General features: G+C 52.8%; 22 protein-coding genes. 13 read left to right on the forward strand and 9 right to left on the reverse strand.

What is annotated here, in order from left to right; genetic code table 11:
- Positions 1-3: 3 nt before the first annotated feature.
- From EDF78_RS00185 to EDF78_RS00200, 4 genes are all read right to left on the reverse strand, one after another.
- Positions 4-360 carry a DUF1493 family protein gene (locus tag EDF78_RS00185; protein WP_131693033.1) on the reverse strand — a complete coding sequence of 119 codons (357 nt, stop codon included), beginning with the start codon at positions 358-360 and terminating at the stop codon, positions 4-6.
- Positions 350-1,264, reverse strand: a complete 915-nt coding sequence (locus tag EDF78_RS00190) for a glycosyltransferase family 9 protein (protein ID WP_347876868.1) — start codon at positions 1,262-1,264, stop codon at positions 350-352. Before EDF78_RS00190 ends, EDF78_RS00185 begins: the two co-directional genes overlap by 11 nt.
- Positions 1,265-1,430: 166 nt before the next feature.
- Complete coding sequence (locus EDF78_RS00195; protein ID WP_133822203.1) at positions 1,431-2,474, reverse strand: glycosyltransferase family 9 protein; 1,044 nt, start codon at positions 2,472-2,474, stop codon at positions 1,431-1,433.
- Between the two features lie 232 nt (positions 2,475-2,706).
- Complete coding sequence (locus EDF78_RS00200; protein ID WP_133822204.1) at positions 2,707-3,489, reverse strand: helix-turn-helix transcriptional regulator; 783 nt, start codon at positions 3,487-3,489, stop codon at positions 2,707-2,709.
- 115 nt (positions 3,490-3,604) lie between these two features.
- On the opposite strand from EDF78_RS00200, the gene EDF78_RS00205 reads away from it, so the two are divergent.
- Positions 3,605-4,393, forward strand: coding sequence for a sulfite exporter TauE/SafE family protein (locus EDF78_RS00205; RefSeq protein WP_133822205.1), 789 nt, complete (start codon positions 3,605-3,607; stop codon positions 4,391-4,393).
- 58 nt (positions 4,394-4,451) lie between these two features.
- On the opposite strand, the gene iraM is transcribed toward EDF78_RS00205, so the two are convergent.
- On the reverse strand, positions 4,452-4,796 hold the full coding sequence (iraM, locus tag EDF78_RS00210) for an anti-adapter protein IraM (protein ID WP_131693036.1): 345 nt from the start codon (positions 4,794-4,796) through the stop codon (positions 4,452-4,454).
- A 34-nt stretch (positions 4,797-4,830) separates the two neighbouring features.
- Positions 4,831-5,229, reverse strand: coding sequence for a helix-turn-helix domain-containing protein (locus EDF78_RS00215; RefSeq protein ID WP_095925649.1), 399 nt, complete (start codon positions 5,227-5,229; stop codon positions 4,831-4,833).
- A gap of 289 nt (positions 5,230-5,518) precedes the next feature.
- Between EDF78_RS00215 and EDF78_RS00220 the strand changes: the two genes are divergently transcribed.
- Positions 5,519-6,016, forward strand: coding sequence for a hypothetical protein (locus EDF78_RS00220; RefSeq protein ID WP_162928629.1), 498 nt, complete (start codon positions 5,519-5,521; stop codon positions 6,014-6,016).
- Between the two features lie 12 nt (positions 6,017-6,028).
- On the opposite strand, the gene EDF78_RS00225 is transcribed toward EDF78_RS00220, so the two are convergent.
- Positions 6,029-7,219 (reverse strand): outer membrane protein transport protein, encoded by a 1,191-nt coding sequence (locus EDF78_RS00225; RefSeq protein ID WP_131693037.1) that lies wholly within the window; start codon positions 7,217-7,219, stop codon positions 6,029-6,031.
- A gap of 204 nt (positions 7,220-7,423) precedes the next feature.
- On the opposite strand from EDF78_RS00225, the gene EDF78_RS00230 reads away from it, so the two are divergent.
- The 5 genes from EDF78_RS00230 to EDF78_RS00250 are packed head-to-tail and all read left to right on the forward strand — an operon-like array spanning position 7,424 to position 13,408.
- Positions 7,424-8,470, forward strand: coding sequence for an HAD family hydrolase (locus tag EDF78_RS00230; RefSeq protein WP_243839398.1), 1,047 nt, complete (start codon positions 7,424-7,426; stop codon positions 8,468-8,470).
- A gap of 17 nt (positions 8,471-8,487) precedes the next feature.
- Complete coding sequence (locus EDF78_RS00235; protein ID WP_233432946.1) at positions 8,488-9,474, forward strand: porin family protein; 987 nt, start codon at positions 8,488-8,490, stop codon at positions 9,472-9,474.
- Positions 9,474-10,604, forward strand: a complete 1,131-nt coding sequence (locus EDF78_RS00240) for a BamA/TamA family outer membrane protein (RefSeq protein WP_133822206.1) — start codon at positions 9,474-9,476, stop codon at positions 10,602-10,604. Before EDF78_RS00235 ends, EDF78_RS00240 begins: the two co-directional genes overlap by 1 nt.
- Before the next feature lie 59 nt (positions 10,605-10,663).
- Positions 10,664-11,722, forward strand: coding sequence for a DUF4056 domain-containing protein (locus EDF78_RS00245; protein ID WP_243839413.1), 1,059 nt, complete (start codon positions 10,664-10,666; stop codon positions 11,720-11,722).
- A 33-nt stretch (positions 11,723-11,755) separates the two neighbouring features.
- Entirely contained in the window at positions 11,756-13,408 is a 1,653-nt protein-coding gene (locus EDF78_RS00250) for a mechanosensitive ion channel domain-containing protein (RefSeq protein ID WP_133822207.1), read from the forward strand.
- Here EDF78_RS00250 and mntP read toward each other — a convergent pair.
- On the reverse strand, positions 13,405-13,977 hold the full coding sequence (gene mntP, locus EDF78_RS00255; protein ID WP_133822208.1) for a manganese efflux pump MntP: 573 nt from the start codon (positions 13,975-13,977) through the stop codon (positions 13,405-13,407). The two genes, EDF78_RS00250 and mntP, sit on opposite strands and share 4 nt — an antisense overlap.
- A gap of 266 nt (positions 13,978-14,243) precedes the next feature.
- Positions 14,244-14,663 (reverse strand): translesion error-prone DNA polymerase V autoproteolytic subunit, encoded by a 420-nt coding sequence (gene umuD / locus EDF78_RS00260; RefSeq protein ID WP_095925654.1) that lies wholly within the window; start codon positions 14,661-14,663, stop codon positions 14,244-14,246.
- 529 nt (positions 14,664-15,192) lie between these two features.
- On the opposite strand from umuD, the gene tssB reads away from it, so the two are divergent.
- The 6 genes from tssB to tssG are packed head-to-tail and all read left to right on the forward strand — an operon-like array spanning position 15,193 to position 20,892.
- Complete coding sequence (tssB, locus tag EDF78_RS00265; protein WP_095925655.1) at positions 15,193-15,672, forward strand: type VI secretion system contractile sheath small subunit; 480 nt, start codon at positions 15,193-15,195, stop codon at positions 15,670-15,672.
- The gene (gene tssC / locus EDF78_RS00270) at positions 15,669-17,150 is read left to right on the forward strand and encodes a type VI secretion system contractile sheath large subunit (protein ID WP_133822209.1); all 1,482 of its coding nucleotides are present in this window, start codon (positions 15,669-15,671) and stop codon (positions 17,148-17,150) included. Before tssB ends, tssC begins: the two co-directional genes overlap by 4 nt.
- Before the next feature lie 27 nt (positions 17,151-17,177).
- On the forward strand, positions 17,178-17,669 hold the full coding sequence (locus EDF78_RS00275; protein WP_095925657.1) for a type VI secretion system tube protein Hcp: 492 nt from the start codon (positions 17,178-17,180) through the stop codon (positions 17,667-17,669).
- Between the two features lie 53 nt (positions 17,670-17,722).
- Entirely contained in the window at positions 17,723-18,139 is a 417-nt protein-coding gene (locus tag EDF78_RS00280) for a GPW/gp25 family protein (RefSeq protein ID WP_131693041.1), read from the forward strand.
- A gap of 12 nt (positions 18,140-18,151) precedes the next feature.
- The gene (gene tssF / locus EDF78_RS00285) at positions 18,152-19,954 is read left to right on the forward strand and encodes a type VI secretion system baseplate subunit TssF (protein WP_095925659.1); all 1,803 of its coding nucleotides are present in this window, start codon (positions 18,152-18,154) and stop codon (positions 19,952-19,954) included.
- A complete protein-coding gene (gene tssG, locus EDF78_RS00290) occupies positions 19,945-20,892 on the forward strand; it encodes a type VI secretion system baseplate subunit TssG (RefSeq protein ID WP_133822210.1) in 948 nt (315 codons plus the stop codon). The genes tssF and tssG overlap by 10 nt, the downstream gene beginning before the upstream one ends.

Genomic DNA, 20,892 nt, shown 5'->3' on the forward strand with positions numbered 1-20,892 from the left:
CGGTTATCCGTTTTGCCCGTGAAGATAAACCGGCCAGAAGCCGTTCAGCGCTGCATCGTGCAACGCTTTCACGGTGACGGGCGTCACCCGGCCACGCTGACGGCGGAGACTGAAAGCCAGTGAGCTGAGAAAACCCGCATCCCGCGGGAAGTGATTGAAAGTGAAATAATTTCTGGCATTGACCTTAAAGCGGATAAAAAAGTCATTCATTAAGGTATCGCGCTGAATTTCATTGAGCGGAAGCGTGACTAATGAAAAATCACCGCCGCTGATCTTTTTATAAAATCCGAAGACAGTGGGGCAGTTATGCTGTTCAAGAAAATCAATGATCTCTCTTTCCAGCGCCTGATTAACAATCATGTGGCCTCCTGAGCAGTTCCCCGACGGCCTGATATACGTCAGCAGGCAGGATCGCCCTCATGGGATGCGCCGCGTTTTTACCTTCAGGACGGTGCAAAATAATGTGCTTTTGCGGATCCTGACAGGGGCCGGTATAGGCCGGGTTGGCGGTGGCAAAAAGACTGACGGTTCTGACCCCGGCGGCCACGGCGATATGTAAGGGTCCGGTGTCACCCGTGACGAGAATATTCAGGCTTTTTACCAGCGTCACCAGTCCGGTCAGCGGCGTTTGTCCTGACATGATGCAGATATTATTTTGATGGTGCGCCGGTAATCGTTTTAAAAAATCCTCCGCCAGATGTTTTTCCGCCGCCGTGCCGGTAATAATAATATCCAGATCACGGTATTCATTTAACAGCAGCCCCGCGAGCTGGCTGAAAAATTCAACCGGCCAGCGACGCGATTCATTGGATGCGCCTAACTGAAAGCCGATGCGTTTGCGTAAATACAGACGCGGCGCAGGCGTATTGATCACCGGCAGGTGCATACGGCTTTCACCGGGGTATTCACACACCGGTTCAATCAGTTTTAATTTGCGCCGGATAGTATGGCCGTCAAAATACCCCGAGCAATGATCTAAGTAGTGATTAAATACAGCCGGTTCACTGCCGTAGTGATCACGTAAAATCATTTTACTGCCGGATAATACCGCACACAGCACATCGTAAGGAAAGTGTGCATGTAAAATAACGCTAAGGTCAGGTTTGTGTTTCCTGAGTTTAAGGATTAACGGCAGTATTCTCACCACTTTGTTGTCCCAGACATAAATATCATCGTACCAGTTGTATTGCACCACCAGACTGTGATTCTTTTTACTGGTCACCAGAATAAACCGGCTGGCGGGAAAACTCGTTTTTAAATGCATTATCGCCGGGGTATTCATCAGATAATCCCCCAGCGCGGTGGTGGAATAAATGACAATGTTTTCCGGTGCGGCTGTCCGTGCTGAAAGAGAAAAGGTCTTTCTTCGCGTTAACAAACAATAAAGATGCAATATTGTTTTGATTAACTTCATTTTCATGGCTTTCATTTCAGTTCAGATTACCTGTCATACGGGAAAAGATTTTTTGGCTATCCGTCACTTCATTTCTCAGCGCAATAAACTCGTGAAAAACGTCTTCGGCGGAAAGTCGGGCGACGTCTTCCTCCGCCGAGGCAATGATCCGGCACGGCACTTTCCAGGGACCCCAGACCCGCGGATCGCTGTTGCCGAACAACGCCACCACCGGTCTTCCCACGCCTGCGGCGATGTGCAATGCGCCGCCGTCACTGGTGATGATCTGGTCACACAGGGACATCCCGGCCATCAGTTCGCGGATGTTCACCGTATTGAACGGCACCATAATAATGTCTTTGCAGGCGTTCATAATGCGTTGGGCTTTTTCATCGTCTCCCGGATGTTGCAGGTTATCTTCTGCGCCCGGAGACCAGAACAGAATGATTTTGCAAGGCTCCGTCCGCGACAGCCTGTGCGCGAATTCAATATAATTCTCAACCGGCCAGCGTTGTTTTTCTTTTCTGGCGCTGATCTGCACACCATATAACGGCATGTTATAGGTGTTCTTTATTTTATGAACGGCAAATTCCCTTTCGGATTTTGTCACCCATAATGCCAGTGCGCCGGGTTTCGTATAACAATCTAATGGCCGGGCGAGTTCTGCCATCTGTTCAACCATATGTTTACCGTCTGGCATATACGGTATTTTATCGGTAACGGCATCCGGCGCATCCTCGCCAATGGCAATGATTCTTTTCGCCCGCGATAATGTCGCCCACTGTAAAGGTCTTTTATTCCAGTTGCCCGCCACGATAGCGACATCATACCCTTCCCGCCATATTCTGAAGGTGGTGGCAATACGGTGGAAGAAAGCCTGGATCTTTTTCCTCATGGTTCCTTCATGGTGCAGTTTGGTATAATGATGCACTTTACGGACGCCGGGGTGACCTTCCAGCACTAATTTATTGTAAGAATTAACCAGCATATCGACCTGATGATTTTTCGCCAGTATCGAAATCAGCGGGGTAGTCAGGATCAGATCACCGATATTTTCCCGTCTGATGATTAATATTTTCATTACTTCCCTCATTAAATACACCTTCATCATGCAGGAAGATTTATTGATTACAATCGCCGCCATGACACCATTACATTGACTGTAAAGGTAGACTTAACCCTAAAAAGTTAGTTCCGCTGATAACGTCAGCGTAAAGAAAATGTTGTGTTAAAGGTTGTGAGTATTTCGTGAGGAATGATCCCGTTAAATCAATATATCGATGTTGTGCGCGAAGATAATCTGAAACCGGTCGCTATCCGCCCGCTAACGTCTGAGGATGACAGGAGGACGGGGGCTGTCCGGTGACGCGGCGGAACATGGTCGAAAACGAGGATCCGCTGTCGTATCCCATCGACAGCGCAATGTCATTGACCGGCTTACCTTCCACCAATTGCGCCAGCGCCACCAGCACACAGGCACGCTGCCGCCAGGCAGAAAATGACAGGCCGGTTTGCTGAAGAAAATGCCGACGAAAGGTGCTGGCGCTCATAAACAGCGCGGCGGACCAGCGGTCTGCCGGATCGTGAATCGAAGGCGCCTCTAAAAACACCTGACATAACCGGAGCAACGGGGGATGTTGCGGCAGCGGGATCTCAAATTCCCTGACCGGCATTGCTGCTAACTCTTCCAGCAGCAGGGCGACCAGCAGACGATCCCGGACGGCATCGTATAACGGCGGCAGCTCAACCGCATCGATAAGCAATTGCCTGAGCAGTGGCGAAACCGTGAGAATTTTGCAGCGGTCATCGGGATGCAATTTTGCGGCGGTGTCGGGTTTAACGTACAGACTGCGTGTTGAAACGCCGATAAATTTCACGCTGTGCGCGGTCATCGGCGGGATCCACACCGCATGCTGGGGCGGAACCACCCAGTTCCCCGACGGCGTCGCCACCTGCATCATGCCGGTGGCACCGTACAACAGCTGCGCGCGCCGGTGGCGATGCTCAGGCAGGACGAAGCCTCCCGGATAATCATTCCCCACCGCCACGATCTCACGATCGAGTCCATCATAATCATTGATATGAACGTTACGCATAAAATCCGTCAGGCTGCCGGTTGACTGATTCGCAAGGGTAAATGAGCGCTGCTGAAATGGGAAGGGGGACGTGAAGCCGCTAATCTTGCCGCTCACTTTTTAACGGGGCGACTTTGTGAACGATATCATCATCATTATTCTGGCGGGATTGACGACCGGCATGACCACGGTACTGTTTGGTTTTGGCGGCGGATTCGTCGTGGTGCCTTTTGTCTATCACATCGTGGCGGGACAGGCCGGGCTGTCGGCCAGCGCCATGCATATTGCGGTCGCCACCTCGACCACCGTCATGATTTTTAACGCAGGCTGGGCCAGTTTTCAGAACTGGCGGGCAGGGAAAATCATCGGCCGCACCGTGTTTCCGCTGGTCTGGTTTATCGCGGCGGGCGCGGTGCTGGGTTCCCTGCTGGCCGGGATGATCAGGGACGAGGCGATCCGCGGGATGTTTATGCTTTATCTGCTGTTCACGCTGGCCGACTGCCTGATCCGCAAAGGTTTTATCGCCCGCCCTCAGCCGAAGGCATTATCCGGTTTGACCACGCGGGCCGGGGGCATCTTCATTGGCGCCGTGGCGGCCATGCTGGGCGTCGGCGGCAGTGTGATGACGGTGCCGCTGCTCAGACGGCATGGCTATGAGATGCGCGACTGCGTCAGTGCGGCAAATCCGCTTTCCCTTCCGGTGGCGATTTGTGGCGCGGCGACTTACAGTCTCGCCGGGTTGCAGGCTGTTCCGGCGGCAGGCTATGTCGGTTTTATCAGCGTGAAAATCCTGATCCTGCTGACGGTGTCCGGTTTTCTCGGCATGCTGTTGACCCGCCGCTGTATCCCGCCCGTTCCCGACGTGTTGCACGCCCGGATTTACGTCAGCCTGCTGTTTGCCGTGCTGGTGGCGATGGCGGTGTAAAAGCGCAGACATACGCCTTTCAGCAAGCCGTGGCTGCCGAAAGGCGGGTTAATGATCTTCAGATTGCGTGGACGTGAACACCGTAAGGGCACATGTCAAAATGGCAGGTGTCTTTGCGGTCACAGTGATGCAGGGCCGGATCTTTATTGCCCGGACAGTCGAGGCTTTTTTCAAACGTCTGCCAGAGATTATCATTAAACGGAAAAGCATGAAGAAGGCTAATGTCACGGATATTCCCATTCACGACGATGCCTAAATCGCTGACAATAACTTCGCCGCCGGGGCGCAGGAAATAATGGCTTTTGTACCATAAAATAATCCTCAGATTCCGATAGCTGGATATCACCGCAAAGGCAGCCCCCGTCGAAGGACAAACCAGATTTCTTTCAATCAACCATTCCATGTTAATACCTCCTTGTTGCTGGAAAGGGGATATTTCAGATTTTTGTCACAGGTCTGTTCCGGCCGGGAGAAGAAGGCTGATGAATATATTTATATTCCGCCCGGAAGTCGCTGGTACGGTACCGGTGCGGTGAGACAGAGAAGTAGTGGGTAAATGAGCGTGTAAAAGATTGTTGTGATTCAAAGCCATACCGGCATGCGAGTGAGAGGATCGGCTCGTTACTGTTTTTAAGGTTCTGCGCGATAAGCGTCAGTTTTCTATTGCGGATATATTTCCCTAAGGTTAATCCTGTCTCCTTTTTGAATATTCTTTGCAAATGCCATTTTGAATAGCCTGAATACTCTGCCACACACTGTACTGAAAGCGGGGTGTCTATATTCACTTCAATCCAGCTGATGATATCGTTGATGACGTCTTTGGTGAATGTCGTCACAGCTTTATACCCTCCCTTTATCCTTAAAAGTTGAGGTGTTTATAACATGGAGGAATATAAGACGATTCCGCTATTTCATAACTTTACTTAAGTAAAACTTAACTCACACCTCCCCGGTACGATCAGAACCGCAATAATAAAGACGCTATTATTCCCGTTGTGAAACTAATTCCGTCGTAACGTTTTTTAGCGGACATTCTATACTCACATCTGGCCGGTGCGACTCGATTTCCTACTTAGCTTCTTGTTCATTAAGGCGGTGGTTGAAGTGCTCAAAAAAGTCTGGGGTTTGTCATGCTTTCCGTTGTTACTCCTCTCTGCGGCAAATCAGGCTGACGAGATCAATTTATATTCCATAAACACCGGATCTTTTGTTTACCATCTGACCCACAACCGCGGCCAGTACAATGAAAAATTTGATAACCACTTTTACTCGGTGGAACGCAAATTCTCTGAAGATTCCAAATACAGCCTGTTAGCGGGCACCATGAAAAACAGCTTTGATGACCGCTGTATCGCGCTGGGGCTGCGAAGGGACTGGGTATCCGGCAACACCGGCTGGGTGTTCAAAGGGGTCTACGGGTATACCGGTGAGTTCTTCTTTGATGCCTTTAAACATTGCGGTGATGAAGGGTCGTACAACGATTTCAAAAAAGTCACCGGCATCGGGTTCTCGCCGTATATCTACCACGCCGTTCAGTACAATTTTACCGATTACTTTGGTGTGGAAAGCGGGATTATTATTCCTGCCGTGTTCGTGGTCAGCGTGCAATGGAGCTTCAGATAACCGTTCGTTTAATCAGAATTCATAGTTGTAATTGATGCTGAAGAAATAAATCGACGGATCGTCATAACCGCCTTTCAGCAGCGGGTTTTCGACCTGCGACGATTCCATGGTCAGGTATTCAAACGCCATACCGACATTGCTGGCGGTGGTCACCTGATACTGCGCACCGGCACCAAAACGCCACGCCGCGCCGGAAGGCATGGTCAGTGAGGCGTCATCCTGCGATTTATAAAAACTGCTGTCATAGGCGATACCGGTATTCAGCCGCCAGGTTTCATCCGGGCGGAACTGCACGCCGAATGCGGTATGCCAGGTGTCCTGCAATTTGTTGTCGCGATCCAGCGGACGGCTGCCGGTGTAGATCTGATTGCTGCCGTAGGCGCTCCAGTTCTGCCAGCCCAGATCGCCCATCACCGACCAGCGTTTATTCACGTCATGCACCACGCTTAACATCAGCTGGTCCGGGGTATTCACGTCGGCGGTCAGCGGCAGGGTATATTCCCGGTTATCCAGCTGCGGGAAGCGCGCTTTGCCATCAATATTAAAATGGTACTGCGTTTTACTGGTGAAATTCAGACCGACGCGGGTCTGGTCGGTGGCTTTAAATAACACGCCGGTGCGGAAATTCAGCGCCCAGTCGTGATCCGACTGCTTATGATCCTCATCATCGACATTGCGCGTCAGGGAAAGAAACCCGTAATTAATCCCGATGCCCGCGCCCCAGGATAACCGGTCATTCACTTTCCAGGCCAGCGCCGGGCTGAGCGTCAGTCCGACCAGGGTACTTTTCTTAATCAGCCGGTCACCCGCCCAGTCACCAAAATCCAGCCCCAGACCGTAATTGCCATACAGCCCGATCCCGGCGGATAACGAATCATTCAGCCGCTGCTGATAAAACAGATTGGCGCCGGGGAACCAGCCGATGGTGTTACCGGGGCTGCTGCCGCGTAAGGCGGAATTATCATCGAGGGAATAGGGCGTGTGGCCGTAAAGCGCCTGCAGGCCGCCGGTCAGCATATGATCGGGTAATTCGGTTAAGCCTGCGGGGTTAGACACCAGCGTCGAGGCATCCTGCGCACGGGCGGCCTGACCGGCACCGGCGAGGCCGGTGTCTTCGGTGCCAATTTCATACAGATACAGCCCTGCCGCCTGTGATGACATGGAAAATAAAATGCCACTTATCAAGAAAGTAAGTCTTTTCATATTTCGCCCGGGATCAGCTTGCGATGGAATGACGTGATGCCTATCTAACGATTAGAGAAAGAACCGGATAATTGCAAATAGCCGATAACAAAAAATAAAAAGATGTGTCCATCTGCTAGAAATAATTTCACTTACTGACTAGCCTTTACGCAAACGCCTTCCCGATGAAAACACACAATTCTTTCTATTTAGCAGGATGTTGAGATGAATTATTTATTCCGCGTTTCCGCCCATCGTGGCGGAAAATTGCCGCGTGTCGTCGTCGCTTTTACGCTGTTTATTGTCCTCGCCTGTCAGATGGCGTATGCCGCCACTGAGGCGACGGCAAGCCTTCCTTCCTGGAATGATTCCGCCACAAAATCAAAAATTATTGATTTCGTGCAAAAGGTGACGCTGGAAGGCGGACCGGAATTTGTGATGCCTGAAGCGCGGATTGCGGTGTTCGACAATGACGGCACGTTGTGGACCGAACAACCGGCCTACGTTCAGCTGATTTACCTGATGGATCGTATTAAGGCGCTGGCTCCGCAACACCCTGAATGGAAGAACCAGCAGCCCTTTAAAGGCGTTCTGGAAAATGACATGCATGCGGTTGCGGCGACCGGTAACCCGGGGCTGATGGCGATTGAACATGCCGCCGACGCCGGAATGACCACCGAAGAATTTAAAAAGAGCGTGTCAGCGTGGCTTGATACCGCCCGCGATCCGCGTTTCAAACGGCCTTATACCGAACTGGTGTATCAGCCCATGCTGGAATTGCTGAGCTATCTGCGGGAGCACGGTTTTAATACCTATATTGTCTCCGGCGGCGGCACCGACTTTATGCGGCCGTGGGCGGAGAAAGCCTATGGTATTCCGCCTGAGCAGGTGATCGGCTCCACCGACAAGATCAAATTTGATATCGATAAACAGGGCCATGCCCGGCTGGTCAAACAGGGCGTGATCAATTTTATCGATGACGCGGAAAATAAACCGGTGGCGATCCACCGCTACATTGGCCGGATGCCGCTGCTGGCGTTTGGGAATTCCGACGGTGATTTACCGATGCTGCAATACGTCTCTTCCGGCGCCGGTCCGAATCTGGTGCTTTATCTGCATCACGACGATGCCGCGCGCGAATACGCCTACGACCGGAAATCCGGCTTCGGCAAACTGGATAAAGGTCTGGATGAGGCGGCGAAAAAAGGCTGGCCGGTGGTCAGCATGAAAACTGACTGGAAAACCGTTTTCCCTGCTGCTCAGGCGAAATAATGCATTACCGGAGGCGGATGAACAGATTCAGCAGGGCACAACCCTTTCTTCTCGTGCTGTGCCTCGGGTGGGCACCTCTGGCGGGGGCAGAAACCCCCGCGGTCACGGACCCGAAAGACGCGGCCAGTGACGACGGCCGCACCTTCCCGATCTGGGGGGATGAGGCGCGGGCGCGTGGCTATTCCATTCCGCTGCCGTTTGGCGTCAATCTCAGTTATATGAATATGCGTCAGAACGTCGATGTCGACAGCATCACCTTTTCCGGCCTGAAATTAGGCGCGCATCCCATTCCTGCCGACATGTTTGATATTGATGTCGCCAAAACCCGCGAGCGCAGCCAGACAGAAAATCTGCGTCTCGATATGTGGGTGTTTCCCTTTCTGAATGTGTACGGTCTGCTGGGCTACACCAAAGGGTCTTCGGTCTCCAACGTGTCGGTGGATGCGGATCCGTCACGCTATACCGGCCTTAACCGCGTGATTGCCACCTCGGTCCACAATCTGTACCGCAACGGCGATTTGCAGGATATCGACTTTACCCTCGATTTTCAGGGGCGAACCTGGGGCACAGGTTTCACGCTGGCGGGCGGCTATGGCAACTGGTTTACGCTGGTGGATACCAATTACACCCGCACGGATTTCGACATTCTTGACGGCAGTATTTCGGCAGTGACGGTTTCGCCGCGCGCCGGCTACCGTTTCAACCTGCAAGGCATCACCGGACCTTCGCACCTGAGCCTTTGGGTGGGCAGCATGTATCAGGATGTGCAGCAGGAATTCAAAGGCAAGCTGTCTGATCTGCATATGCCCGCAGAACTTCAGCCGCTGATCAGCGCCGTCAATCAGGATGATGAGGGGCGTTTTGACGTCAAACAGCATCTGAATTCGCCGTGGAATATGCTGATCGGGGCGCAATACGAAATCACGCAAAACTTTAACGTGCTGTCGGAAATCGGTTTCAACGACCGCAACAGCTTCTTTGTTGCAGGTGAATATCGATTCTGATGAACAGATCAGCATGGCTGGCGGGCGGAGTGCTGAGTCTGATGGTGTCGCCGCTGAGTGCCGGAGAACTGTCGCATGAGCAGATCGACGGTTTTCTCAATAAACTCGGCGCGGACAATCATTTTGATGCCAGCAAAGGCGTGGACTGGAGCGTATTGCCTGGCCCGTTTTATACGCCGGAACTGAAACTCGGTCTCGGCACGGCGGTGGCGGGCATTTACCGTATTGATCCGCAAGATAAGCAGACGCAGAACTCCTCCGTGTCGTTTACCGGTTTTGTCAGTACCAGCGGGGCGCTGGGCGTGGGGCTGACCAATTACACCTTTTTCAGTGATGACCAGTGGCGGCTGTTCGTGGATGGCTCACTGGCAAAAATCCCCACCGGTTTCTGGGGCATTGGTTACGACGCGGCGCAGGGAGATGAAATGAAATACACCGAAAATTCGCTGCGCCTGCATCCTCAGATTTTCTACCGGCTGGCCGATCATTGGTATGGCGGCGTGGGCTGGGATTTTTCGACGATCCACGCCGACGTGGACGATCCCCATCAGAACGACCTTTTTACCCGCTACGGTGCTGACACCCGGTCGCAGAGTTCCGGCGGTTCCGTCGCGCTGAATTACGATACCCGTGATGTGATCACCCGGCCCCGGCATGGCCAGTTTTTCAGTGCCGAATACAGCGTTTTTGATCCGGCTACCGGTTCTGATACGCATTTCACCGCCTTGCAGTTGCAGTACAACCATTATCTGCCGCTCAATGACAGCGACGTGCTGGCGTTTGATGTGTGGGGACGATTTTCACAGGGCGATGTGCCGTGGGACCGTCTTTCGCTGGCCGGCGATGACCGCCGGTTACGCGGCTATTATCAGGGGCAATACCGCGATAAAGACGTGGTCAGCACCCAGCTTGAATACCGTAAAAAACTCAACTGGCGACACGGTTATGTGCTGTGGCTGGGGATGGGCGCACTGGGCGATACACCGGGGGATCTGACCTCGCATCCTCTGTTACCCAATGCGGGGGCCGGTTACCGGTTTGAGGTAAAACCGGACATGAATTTGCGGCTGGATCTGGGCGTCGGCCGGGAAAGCGCAGGTTTTTATTTTCAAATTGCGGAGGCTTTTTGAACCACAAAATGCTGTGTACGTGGCTGTTGTGCGCGGCGTCGGTGAGCCATGCTGAAACCATGCCGACGGACATTCTGCCCGTCGAATCCGCTGCCCGTGTCGGACCGGTCGCCCGGCACCTGACCGCGCCGGAATCCCTGCGTCCGTGCTGTGCCTTTGGCTATGGATTACGTGTTCGCGCCATCGGCGTGCCGGTGCCGTTTTACCAGATCGGCAACGTGTTATCCGCCGGTTCGCTCGGTACGCACCATTACAACGACAGTGCGCTCAGCGCGGTGAAAAGTATCGTCGGGCTGAGCGCGGAAAAAAGCGGGCTGATTTACACCCGGCGCGGCGGTTTTATCGATATCGCCCACGTACGCGACACGGCGGATAACACCTTTTACCTGTTCACCCGCATTTACCCGCGCCTCGGCAGCGGCTGGCGGTTGTTCTACAGCGAGGAGCTGGGTCTGCGGCGCATTCAGCTGAAGGCGTTTACCCGTCCGCACACAACGGCGGAGCGGTATACCCTGGCGGCCTGGCTGGCGGGGCATCTGGCCTTTCAGCTGGCGCAATGGCATGAGATCGCCCAGTGGTATGGCTTCCAGTCGGTGAAAGGCTTTTCAGAGGAAATCTCGGCGTTTTCGCCGGAAGATCTCTATTCCAATCTGCTGGGCGCGCGGCTGGCGATTAACGTCATCCTGCACGGCCACGCCGGTTCGCCGGAAAAATACAACGCGGCGATGGGATCCGCCTTACACGACGCGCTGATCCGGCTGGGTGCGGTCAGTGAAGCGGAAACCAAGCGGCAATTTCATGAGGTGGACGGCATCTGGTGGAACAGCAAGCGCCGGGTGCCGGATAAATTTCTGGTGTTAAACCGCAACTATGATCTGAGCGACAGCCGCTTTCCGACGCCGGTGCCTTTCGAAAAAATCCCGCCTTATCGGCTGACGATGCCTGAGACGGTGGCGGGATACCGTTTGTCTGCACGGGGGGAACTGCAAATTTACCCCGGCAGCGAGATGCACGGGCTGAAAACGCCCGCGCATTTTTATACTCCGTCACAATTTCCTGCGCTGGCAGAAAAAGCAAAATACGCCGACCAGATACAGTTGCAGAAATTGAATAAATAGACATTAACGAAACGAGAGTCAGGGAGTCTGTGAATGGCCGACAACAGCTTGAACGCGTTTATCCCGACGTTGATAAGGCGGGGCGGAGTCTTTCTTTTTCTGGCATGTATTGCCCTTTTCAGCGTGTCTCACTCACAGGCGGCGGAACCGCGCCTGTCACCGTCTGATCAGGAAAAAGCCCGGACGGTGTATATTTTCCACCAGCCGATCGTGATGTTGCAGGCGAAGTTCGGCTTGTCCACGCCGGAGGAACGGGTGCTGCGTATCCGCAATACGCTGCGTTCCCTCAGCGAGGAGGACATGCGCCATCCGGTGCAAATCCTGCCGGTGCAGCGTTATGGTCAGCAGGGCCGGTTATTTGTTATCAATGGTAAGCCGCTGATGTTGCTGGCAGAAAGTGATCTGGATGAAGGCGATGACCTGACGCTCGGTCAGGCCGCGCAGCGGGTGCTGGCGCGTTTTAATGCGCAGCGCACCTCGCTTATCGATCAGTATTCTTCCTCGTATCTGACCCTCGCTACCGTTAAGGTGCTGGCGGGCACCGCTGTGCTGATCCTGCTGTATTACCTTGCCTTTCGATCCTGGTCGCGGGTTAAAGCCTATTTTACGGCCAGGATTTTGCTGAAGAAGGGCTGGATCCCCTATCGCTGGCGCAGCCTGCTGGGGGCGGTGGAAGTGCATGCCTACGCGGCTCTGATGATTTTACTCAGCATCGTGGCATTCTATCTGTGGCTGAGCTGGCTGTTCCGCCTGTATCCGTGGACGCGCGTCTGGGGCGAATCCCTTGGCGACTGGTCGGTGAATGTCATCCAGCGGATCGCGCTCTCCATTGTGTCGGCGTTCCCCGGTTTGCTGATTGTGGCGATCATCTTCCTGCTCACCGCGTTTATCCTCAAGTTGCTGAAAATACTGCTCCGGCGGGTAGAGGCCCGCAAACTTCAGGTGCCGGGGCTGCATCCGGAAACCGTCGGGGCGACGCGTAAACTGATTTCGGTGATGGTGTGGTTGTTCGCACTGTCTGCGGCCTATCCGTTTTTACCGGGAGCCAACTCGCTGGCTTTCAAAGGGGTCAGCGTGTTCTTTGGTCTGATGCTGACGCTGGGGTCGGCCGGGGTGATGAACCACGCGATGAGCGGGCTGGTGCTGATTTATTCCCGTGCGCTGCGCAAAGGCGATGTGATCCGCATTGGCGATAACGAAGGGCTGGTGAGTGAAATCGGCATGCTGGCGACGAAAATCATCACCCGTGAAAGTTACGTGGTCACTGTGCCCAATGCGGTGGTGGTCAGCGGCAAGATCACCAACCTCAGTGCCCAGAATCCGGGCGGCGGCGTCAATCTGACCACCGGCGTCACCATCGGTTACGACACGCCGTGGCGGCAGGTGCACGCCATGCTGGAACTGGCCGCCAGCCGCACGCAGGGCATCGATCCGCAGCACAAACCGCTGGTCCGCCAGCTCAGCCTGATGGACTGGTATATCGCGTATGAATTGCAGGTGCATCTGCGGGCGGGCGAATCCCTCGCGGCGGTGAGAACGGAATTACACAGCCATATTCAGGATGTCTTTAACGAATTCAATGTGCAGATTATGTCGCCGAATTTTGTGAATCAGCCGGAAAACGCGGTGATGGTGACCAAAGATAACTGGTTCGCGGCACCGGCGTCGCCGCCGGAAAACACCTAGCCCAGCAGACCGAGATGTTCGACGAGGATCGAGGTACCGATGGCGATCAGCACCACGCCACCCAGAATTTCCGCCCATTTCCCCATCGCCGCGCCGAGGAAGCGGCCAAGCAGCATCCCGGACGTCGCCATAATGGTGGTGGCGGCACCGATAGCCAGCGCCATCACCAGAATATTTACCTGCAGGAAGGCCAGACCGACACCCACGGCCATCGCATCCAGACTGGTTGCCACCGCAGTGGTCACCAGCAACCAGAAGCCGTGACGACGGGGCGCTTCGGTTTCTTCGCTGGCCTCTTTTTTGAACGCCTGCACAATCATGCGCAAACCGAGGATCAGCAGCAGGGTGAACGCCACCCAGTGATCCCAGCTCATGATAAACTGGCTGGCCGCCAGCCCGATCCCCCATCCGATAACCGGTGTAATGGCTTCAATGACGCCAAAAATCAGTCCGGTGCGCAGGGCTTCTTTCAGTGGCGGGCGGTGCAGTGATGCGCCCTTGCCGATCGCCGCAGCGAAGGCATCCATGGACATGCCAAAAGCCAGAATGAGGACGGTATAGAGTTGCATAAAAACGGACCAGTCAGGCCTTCAGGGACAAAAAAGGCTGTTTATTAATTGAGGTGCGCAGTCTGCCACAAAACAGGAAATAAAAAAACCTGTATTTTCAAGGTGTTATAGTATTGGTTAAGAAAGTTAGCACAGGCTATATTTGGTTAATAAGCCCGCTTATTGATGAAAATGGCAGCGCTGTCATACAAAAATGCCTGCCATCATAAGGATTTAGCACGAATGCGGTTTATTCAGAAAATCTGACCCCGGGGTGTGCGGTGCGCCTATCTCGTGGCGTACACGATAAATGTCACCACACCGAAGATCTCCAGGGACGCTTCATCCTGAAAAGTGATGGGGGAATAGGTCGGATTCATCGGCACCAGCTGCAATACCGGACGGGTACATAATTTCTTTACCGTGAACTCACCGTCCACCGCCGCCACCACAATGTCGCCGTGCACGGCGGTCAGGGCGCTGTCAACCACCAGCAAATCGCCGTCGTTAACATTGGCGTCCGTCATCGAATGGCCTGAAACGCGGATAAAGTAGGTCGCACTCGGGTGAGCGATCATCAGTTTGTTCAGATCGAGCTGCGCCTCCACGTAATCCTGCGCCGGTGAAGGGAAGCCGCAAGGGACGCGATCCAGAAACAACGGCAGGGTGATACTTTTCAGCGGGCTGCCGGGAGTGTGTAAAATCATACTGAGTTCTCGTGGTACTGGTTTTATATACAGTATTCACGTCAGCGTGGCGCTGATCAAGCCTGTCAGAGACAGAAAAATGTATCTGCCTGATTGGCGGTGGAATTTATGTTTATGCGGATCGCTACCGGCAAACGAGATTTGGCCGGCGGAGCAAAAATGTCAGGTTTTTGGATAAAAATAACGCGTTTTACAGTTCATCCTACCCTTTTTATTTGTAATACCTGCTCACAAAGAAAATTCAAAGCAAATAATATGTAACAGAAATTATCTTGGGATAATAAAATAGGTTTTATTCTCTAAAGGAAAAATGCTTTTTTTCAATTGTCACGATAAATCATTTCCCTCTCCTCAATTCACTGTTTTAATAAAATGAATGCTTACGCATCTTGTTGTTTTTAAAGGTTTTTATCTCAGTTATTTAGAGGTGGTTAATATAATAATAAGCAGAGTGACATGTGAAATCTCTTAATTACTGTTTATTATCCCCGCATAATTTTACCTCCTCAAACTTTATGGTGATTTATCCGTGAGTAATACACAATATAAACTGAGCAAAGCGCGGCCTCCCCGCGTGCAAATAACGTATGACGTTGAAGTCGGCGGCGCTGAATCCAAAAAAGAATTACCTTTAGTGATGGGGGTGATCGGGGATTTCGCAAAAGACGATATGCCACTGCGTGACCGTCGTTTCACTCACATTGATAAAGACAACTTTAATAATGTGATGGAAGGGATGAAACCGGCAGTCGAAATGCTGGTGGAAAGTACCCTGCCAGAAAAAGAAGGCCAGATGGCGGTCGCTCTGGAATTCAACAGCATGGACGACTTTTCTCCGGAAAACGTGGTGATGCAGGTTGAACCGCTGCGCAAGCTGCTTGAACTGCGTGAGCAACTGAGCGATTTACGCAACCGCACCGCCAGCAATGATCGCCTGAAAGAGCAATTGGTTGAGCTGCTCGAAGGTATCGCAAAAGACGCAGAATCCGCCAAAGGAGATGCAGAATGAGCGATATCCAGGTGATGAACGCCTCTGCCCAGGCGGAGCAATCCGGCGATTATCTTGATCAGATTATCGACAATACCCAGGCCATCCGCCGCGAATCCGACCGGACCAAGGTGAAAAGTCAGCTGGATAACTTCCTGTCGGAAGTGGCATCCGGCGCGGTCATCGTGTCCAATGATCTGGTCGGCAGCATCGAAGCCCGCATTGCGGCCATTGATGAACTGCTCTCTTCTCAGGTCAGCAAAATTATTCAGGCTCCGGAATTCCAGCGTATGGAATCTTCCTGGCGCGGTCTGCACAAACTGGTGCAAAGCAGCGTTACAGAAAACACTAAAGTGCGCGTGTTTAACTGCACCAAGAAAGAGCTGATGCGTGACTTTAAATCAGCCTCCGACTTTGATCAGTCTTCCTTATTTAAAAGCATTTATGAAAGTGAATATGGCACCTTCGGCGGTGACCCGTATTCGGCTTTTGTCGGCGATTTTGAATTCGACTGCATGCCGGAAGATGTTCAGTTGCTCGAGCACATTTCCCATGTTGCCGCCGCAGCCCACGCGCCATTCCTGAGTGCTGCGAATCCTGGCATGTTTGCTATGGGATCCTTCTCCGAAATGCCGCGTCCGCGCGATCTGGGCAAGCTGTTTGAAACCTCCGACTATGCCCGCTGGAAATCCTTCCGCCAGAGCGATGACTCACGCTATGTCGGTTTGACGCTGCCACGCGTCATTGGCCGTCTGCCTTACGGTGCGAAAACCGTGTCCGTGGATGCGTTCAATTTCGAAGAGAAAATTGACGAAAATAACGACGGTGCCAGCTACCTGTGGGTCAACGCGGCTTACGATTTAGCGGGCCGTATGGTGGAAGCTTTTGAAGAGCACGGCTGGTGCGCGGCAATCCGCGGCGTGGAAGGCGGTGGTCTGGTGAAATCCCTGCCAACCTACAACTACATTTCACAGACCGGCGAAAAGGTCATGCAGTGTCCGACAGAAGTGGCGATCTCTGACCGTCGCGAAAAGGAACTGGCTGAACTTGGTTTTATTCCGCTTATTTATTGCAAGGGCACCGATTATGCCGCGTTCTTCGCCGTGCAATCGACCAATAAACCGCGCAAATATGATTCTGAACTGGCCAATGCAAACGCTAAATTGTCCAGCCAGTTGCAATATATTATGACGACGTCGCGCTTTGCTCATTATTTAAAATCCATCGTGCGCGATAAAGTGGGCAGCTTTATGTCCAAATCTGAATGCCAGAATTTCCTGCAAAACTGGATCAACCAATATGTTGTAGGTTCAGATAATGTAGGACCAACGATTAAAGCAAGCCATCCGTTGCGTGAGGCTGTGGTTGAAGTTGTTGATGTACTAGGTTCTCCGGGCAGTTATCGCGCCGTTGCATATTTAAAACCGCATTTCCAGCTTGAAGGGCTAAGCATGTCGCTGCGCCTGGTAGCGGAACTTCCTGCATCGACGGGTGCATAAATATAATCGTTAAAATAAGGATATAAAATGGCTACTGAATCGCTTTTTATGCAAATTGAAGGTATTAAAGGTACTGTCAGCAATAAAGGTTATGAAGGCTGGATCGCTGTTGAGAATATGAATTTCGGTGTTTACTGCTCGGCTAAAATTGATAATGCCAGCGGTCAGGTTAACAGCGATGGCGTTAACTTTGATGCGATTTCATTCTCAAAAGCAATGGATACCACCTCTACTCAGTTATCCAATATGGTTGCGCAAGGCAGCAACGTTAAGCAGATCGTGATTGTTAAGGCCTTGTTCCAGGGCGAGAAACTGGTTGAAGCGCTGAAACTGACCTACAAAAACTGTGTGCTGAACAGCTACAACTTTAATGCCTATTCTGAAGGCGATATCCCGAGTGAAAATCTGAGCTTCGTATTTGGTCAGATGACATTCGAAACCAATATGGTTGAGCCAGATGGCAAAACCAGCAAACAGGGTCCTGTGGGCTGGAACCTGGTTGAGAATACCAAGCTGTAATTTTTCAAAACAACAGTGCACGCCGCAAGCGTGCACTGTATTAAGGTTTATGGATGAAAAGTTTATTGCAGCAATTATCAGATAATAATCCGAAAGACCAGAATGATATTTCTGAGGCAGAAGACAAAAGCAGCACACTCATTGATGAAATATTGCTGCTTTTGTCTTCCCGCCCCCGAAGTTACCGTATTGACGATATTCCGTTAATTAATGCGTCGATCCTTAATTATGGCGTCAGTGATGTTTTTGCCAGCGATACACCGCGTCTTGAGCGCAATGCCATTATGCAATCACGTATTGAAACCGCATTACAGCGTTTTGAACCCAGATTAAAAAACGTCTGTGTCACGCCAGGTGAAGAACTGGGAAGTCTTTGTTCCTTCATCATTGACGCCGAAACACTCGCAGGCGAAGTCCGTTACCGGCTTATGTGGGACGATGTCATCAGTCAATTTTCTCTGCGTGACTAACGAGTAATTCAAATGTTGGCGAAAAAATTAATTTCTTATTATCAGAATGAACTCGCTTACCTCAAAACGCAGGGAAAGGCGTTCGCACGCCATTTTCCCAAAGTCGCCCGCCGTTTAGGGATGTCAGAAGGCACGTCTGAAGATCCGCATATCGAGCGAATTATTGAATCCTTTGCGCTGGTCACCGCGCAGATCCAGCAACGTCTTGATGAAGATATGCCGGAAGTGACCGATGCATTACTGACCGTGCTGGCCCCGCAATTTCTGCGTCCCTTTCCGTCGGTGTGTGTTGTACAGATGCAGCCGGATATCAAAATCAGCGCGCTGACGGCCAGCAACCACATTGATGCCGGAACGGCCTTGTATTCGCGTCCGGTCAACGGTCAGATTTGCCGTTTCCGCACCACTTATCCGGTCACGCTTCAGCCGGTCAGCCTGCATAAAGCCAGCCTGCATCTGGATGCCGATGACATGAGCTGGAGTCTGAAAATACAGTTGTCGGTGTGGCCGGGTGCCACGCTGGCGGCGGATTCCCTGAGGCTGCATCTCAGCGGGGCCAGCCGGATCGTGAACATTCTTTATACCTTGCTGTGCAGCGAAGTGGCGTCACTTTCTGTTCTCCTGCAGGGGCAACACCATACGCTGCCACCGGAGAGTCTCCGGGCTGTCGGTTTCGGCGAAAATGAAGGTTTACTCGCGGGTGACTCGCGGGTTTCACCGACCCACAGCCTGTTGCAGGACTATTTTTTCTTTCCGCAAAAGTTTCATTTTATTGATATGCCGCTGCCTGCGGGCGTCGTGGCAGGCAGTCAGGATGATCTCTCGCTGGTAGTGAAATTCAACCGCTGCATGATGGCGCGACAGCTGGAAAAAATAGCCAGTGCGGTGAATGAAAATCTGTTTCTGCTCAACTGCACGCCCGCGGTCAATCTCTTCGCCCATCGCGCCGAACCGATTTCGCCGGATCACGAAACGGCGGAATATCCGGTGATCCCCGATATCCGCCATCAGGATGCGATGGACGTCTGGTCGGTTGACGGCGTGTCGGCAATGCGCAAACAGGGCAACGAAACGCAGTCCCGCCCCATTTATCCGTTGTTTGGTTTAGACCATTCCGCCAGTGACGGAGAGACCGGGCTGTTCTGGCAATCCATGCGCCGTGAAACCATGCAAAACCATGGCGTCGCTTCCACGCTGTTTATCGCGTTTTCTGACCGGGGAGAGAAGCCCCTGGCGCCCGGTTGCGACATTGTCAGCATGAACCTGACCTGCACCAATCGCGACATTCCGGCCGCCATGCGCAATGGCGACCCTGACGGTGATTTCGATTCGGAACTGCCGATTGCGGGCATGAAGATTATTGCGCTGACGCGCCCGACGCTGCCGGTCAGGCCGCCGGTGAAACAGGCCACGCGCTGGCGGTTAATTTCTCAGCTTTCGCTTAACCATATGCTGATCAGCGGGCCGGAAGGCGCCCGTGTGCTGAAAGAATCTCTGGCGCTGTACAACTTTGTCGATAATCCGGGCATCAGCCGCTTGATCAACCTGATCCAGCATGTCGAATCCAGCCCGGTGATCACCCGGCTGGCCCCGCTGGATCCGCGTTCTATGGCGCGGGGGATTGAAATCCGCGTGACATTTTCCCGCGAGGCAGCGGAAGAGGTGGAGTATTTCCTGCTGTGCCGCTTTATCGATTCGTTTCTGGCGCTGTACGCGCCGGTCAACAGTTTCACCCGGGTGGTCACCTGCATTGACGCACCGGGAGAAACCGCACGTATCTGGCCGGTCCGGGCGGGAAGACTGTCATGGATTTGAGCAAAATCCTCAGCCCGCATAACTTTTTCCAGCAGGTGCGTCTGATGTTGCGCAGGCTGACCCGCGGGCAGGACAAAGACAGTAAACAGGTTCTCGAAGAGCAGCTTTATTTTATTTCGCCGCTCTCGCTGGATGCGCCGAAAGGCGACATTACGCAGGTCACGCCGCTGGATAAGCAGCGCTGGCAGGTTGAGGTGGCTGCTCACGGGCTGACAGGCGCGCTCGGCGCGTTACCGACGGTCTACACCGAATGGATGATCGAACGGTATTACCGCCACGGCGATAAAACGGCCAAAGCCTTTCTGGATATGTTTAACCACCGGCTGCACAGCCTGCGGTATCTCGCCTGGCAGAAATATCATTATTACGCCATGGCGGAATTCACCGCCACGCGGCCGCTGAGTCAGGCCATCCGCGCCTTATCCGGCGTGGCGACCAGCACGCCGTCTCTGCAACAGGAGCAGTTTGCGGATTTGTTCGCCCATTCCGTCCGCTCCATGCTCAACATTGAAACCTGGTTACGACACCGTTTTGCCGTGGCAGCGAAAGTCACGCCTTTTACCGGTGGGTGGCAGGTGATGGATCCGGCCTTGTGTTGCCGGCTGGGAGAACCGACACAAACGCTTGCCGCCGCGCCTATGCTCGGCAGCGTTTACTGGGACCGGCAGTCACATTTTACGGTGACGCTGGGGCCGGTGCCGATGAAAAACGCCGGTTTGTTTTTGCCGAAGGGAAAGCACTACCCGCACCTGTGGTCGCACATCCGCGAATACGTCGGGCAAGGGCTGGATTTTGATATTGATCTGCTGATCGAAAATACGTCGAACATCATCACTCCGCTGGGATGCGGGCAACTCGGGCTGGATATATGCCTTGGGCATTCCGAGGGTGCTGGCCAGCATAAAATTCGTTTACCCGTCTGCCGGGAAGGAAAATAA

Source organism: Rahnella sp. BIGb0236 (genome assembly GCF_004364755.1).
GTDB lineage: Bacteria > Pseudomonadota > Gammaproteobacteria > Enterobacterales > Enterobacteriaceae > Rahnella > Rahnella victoriana.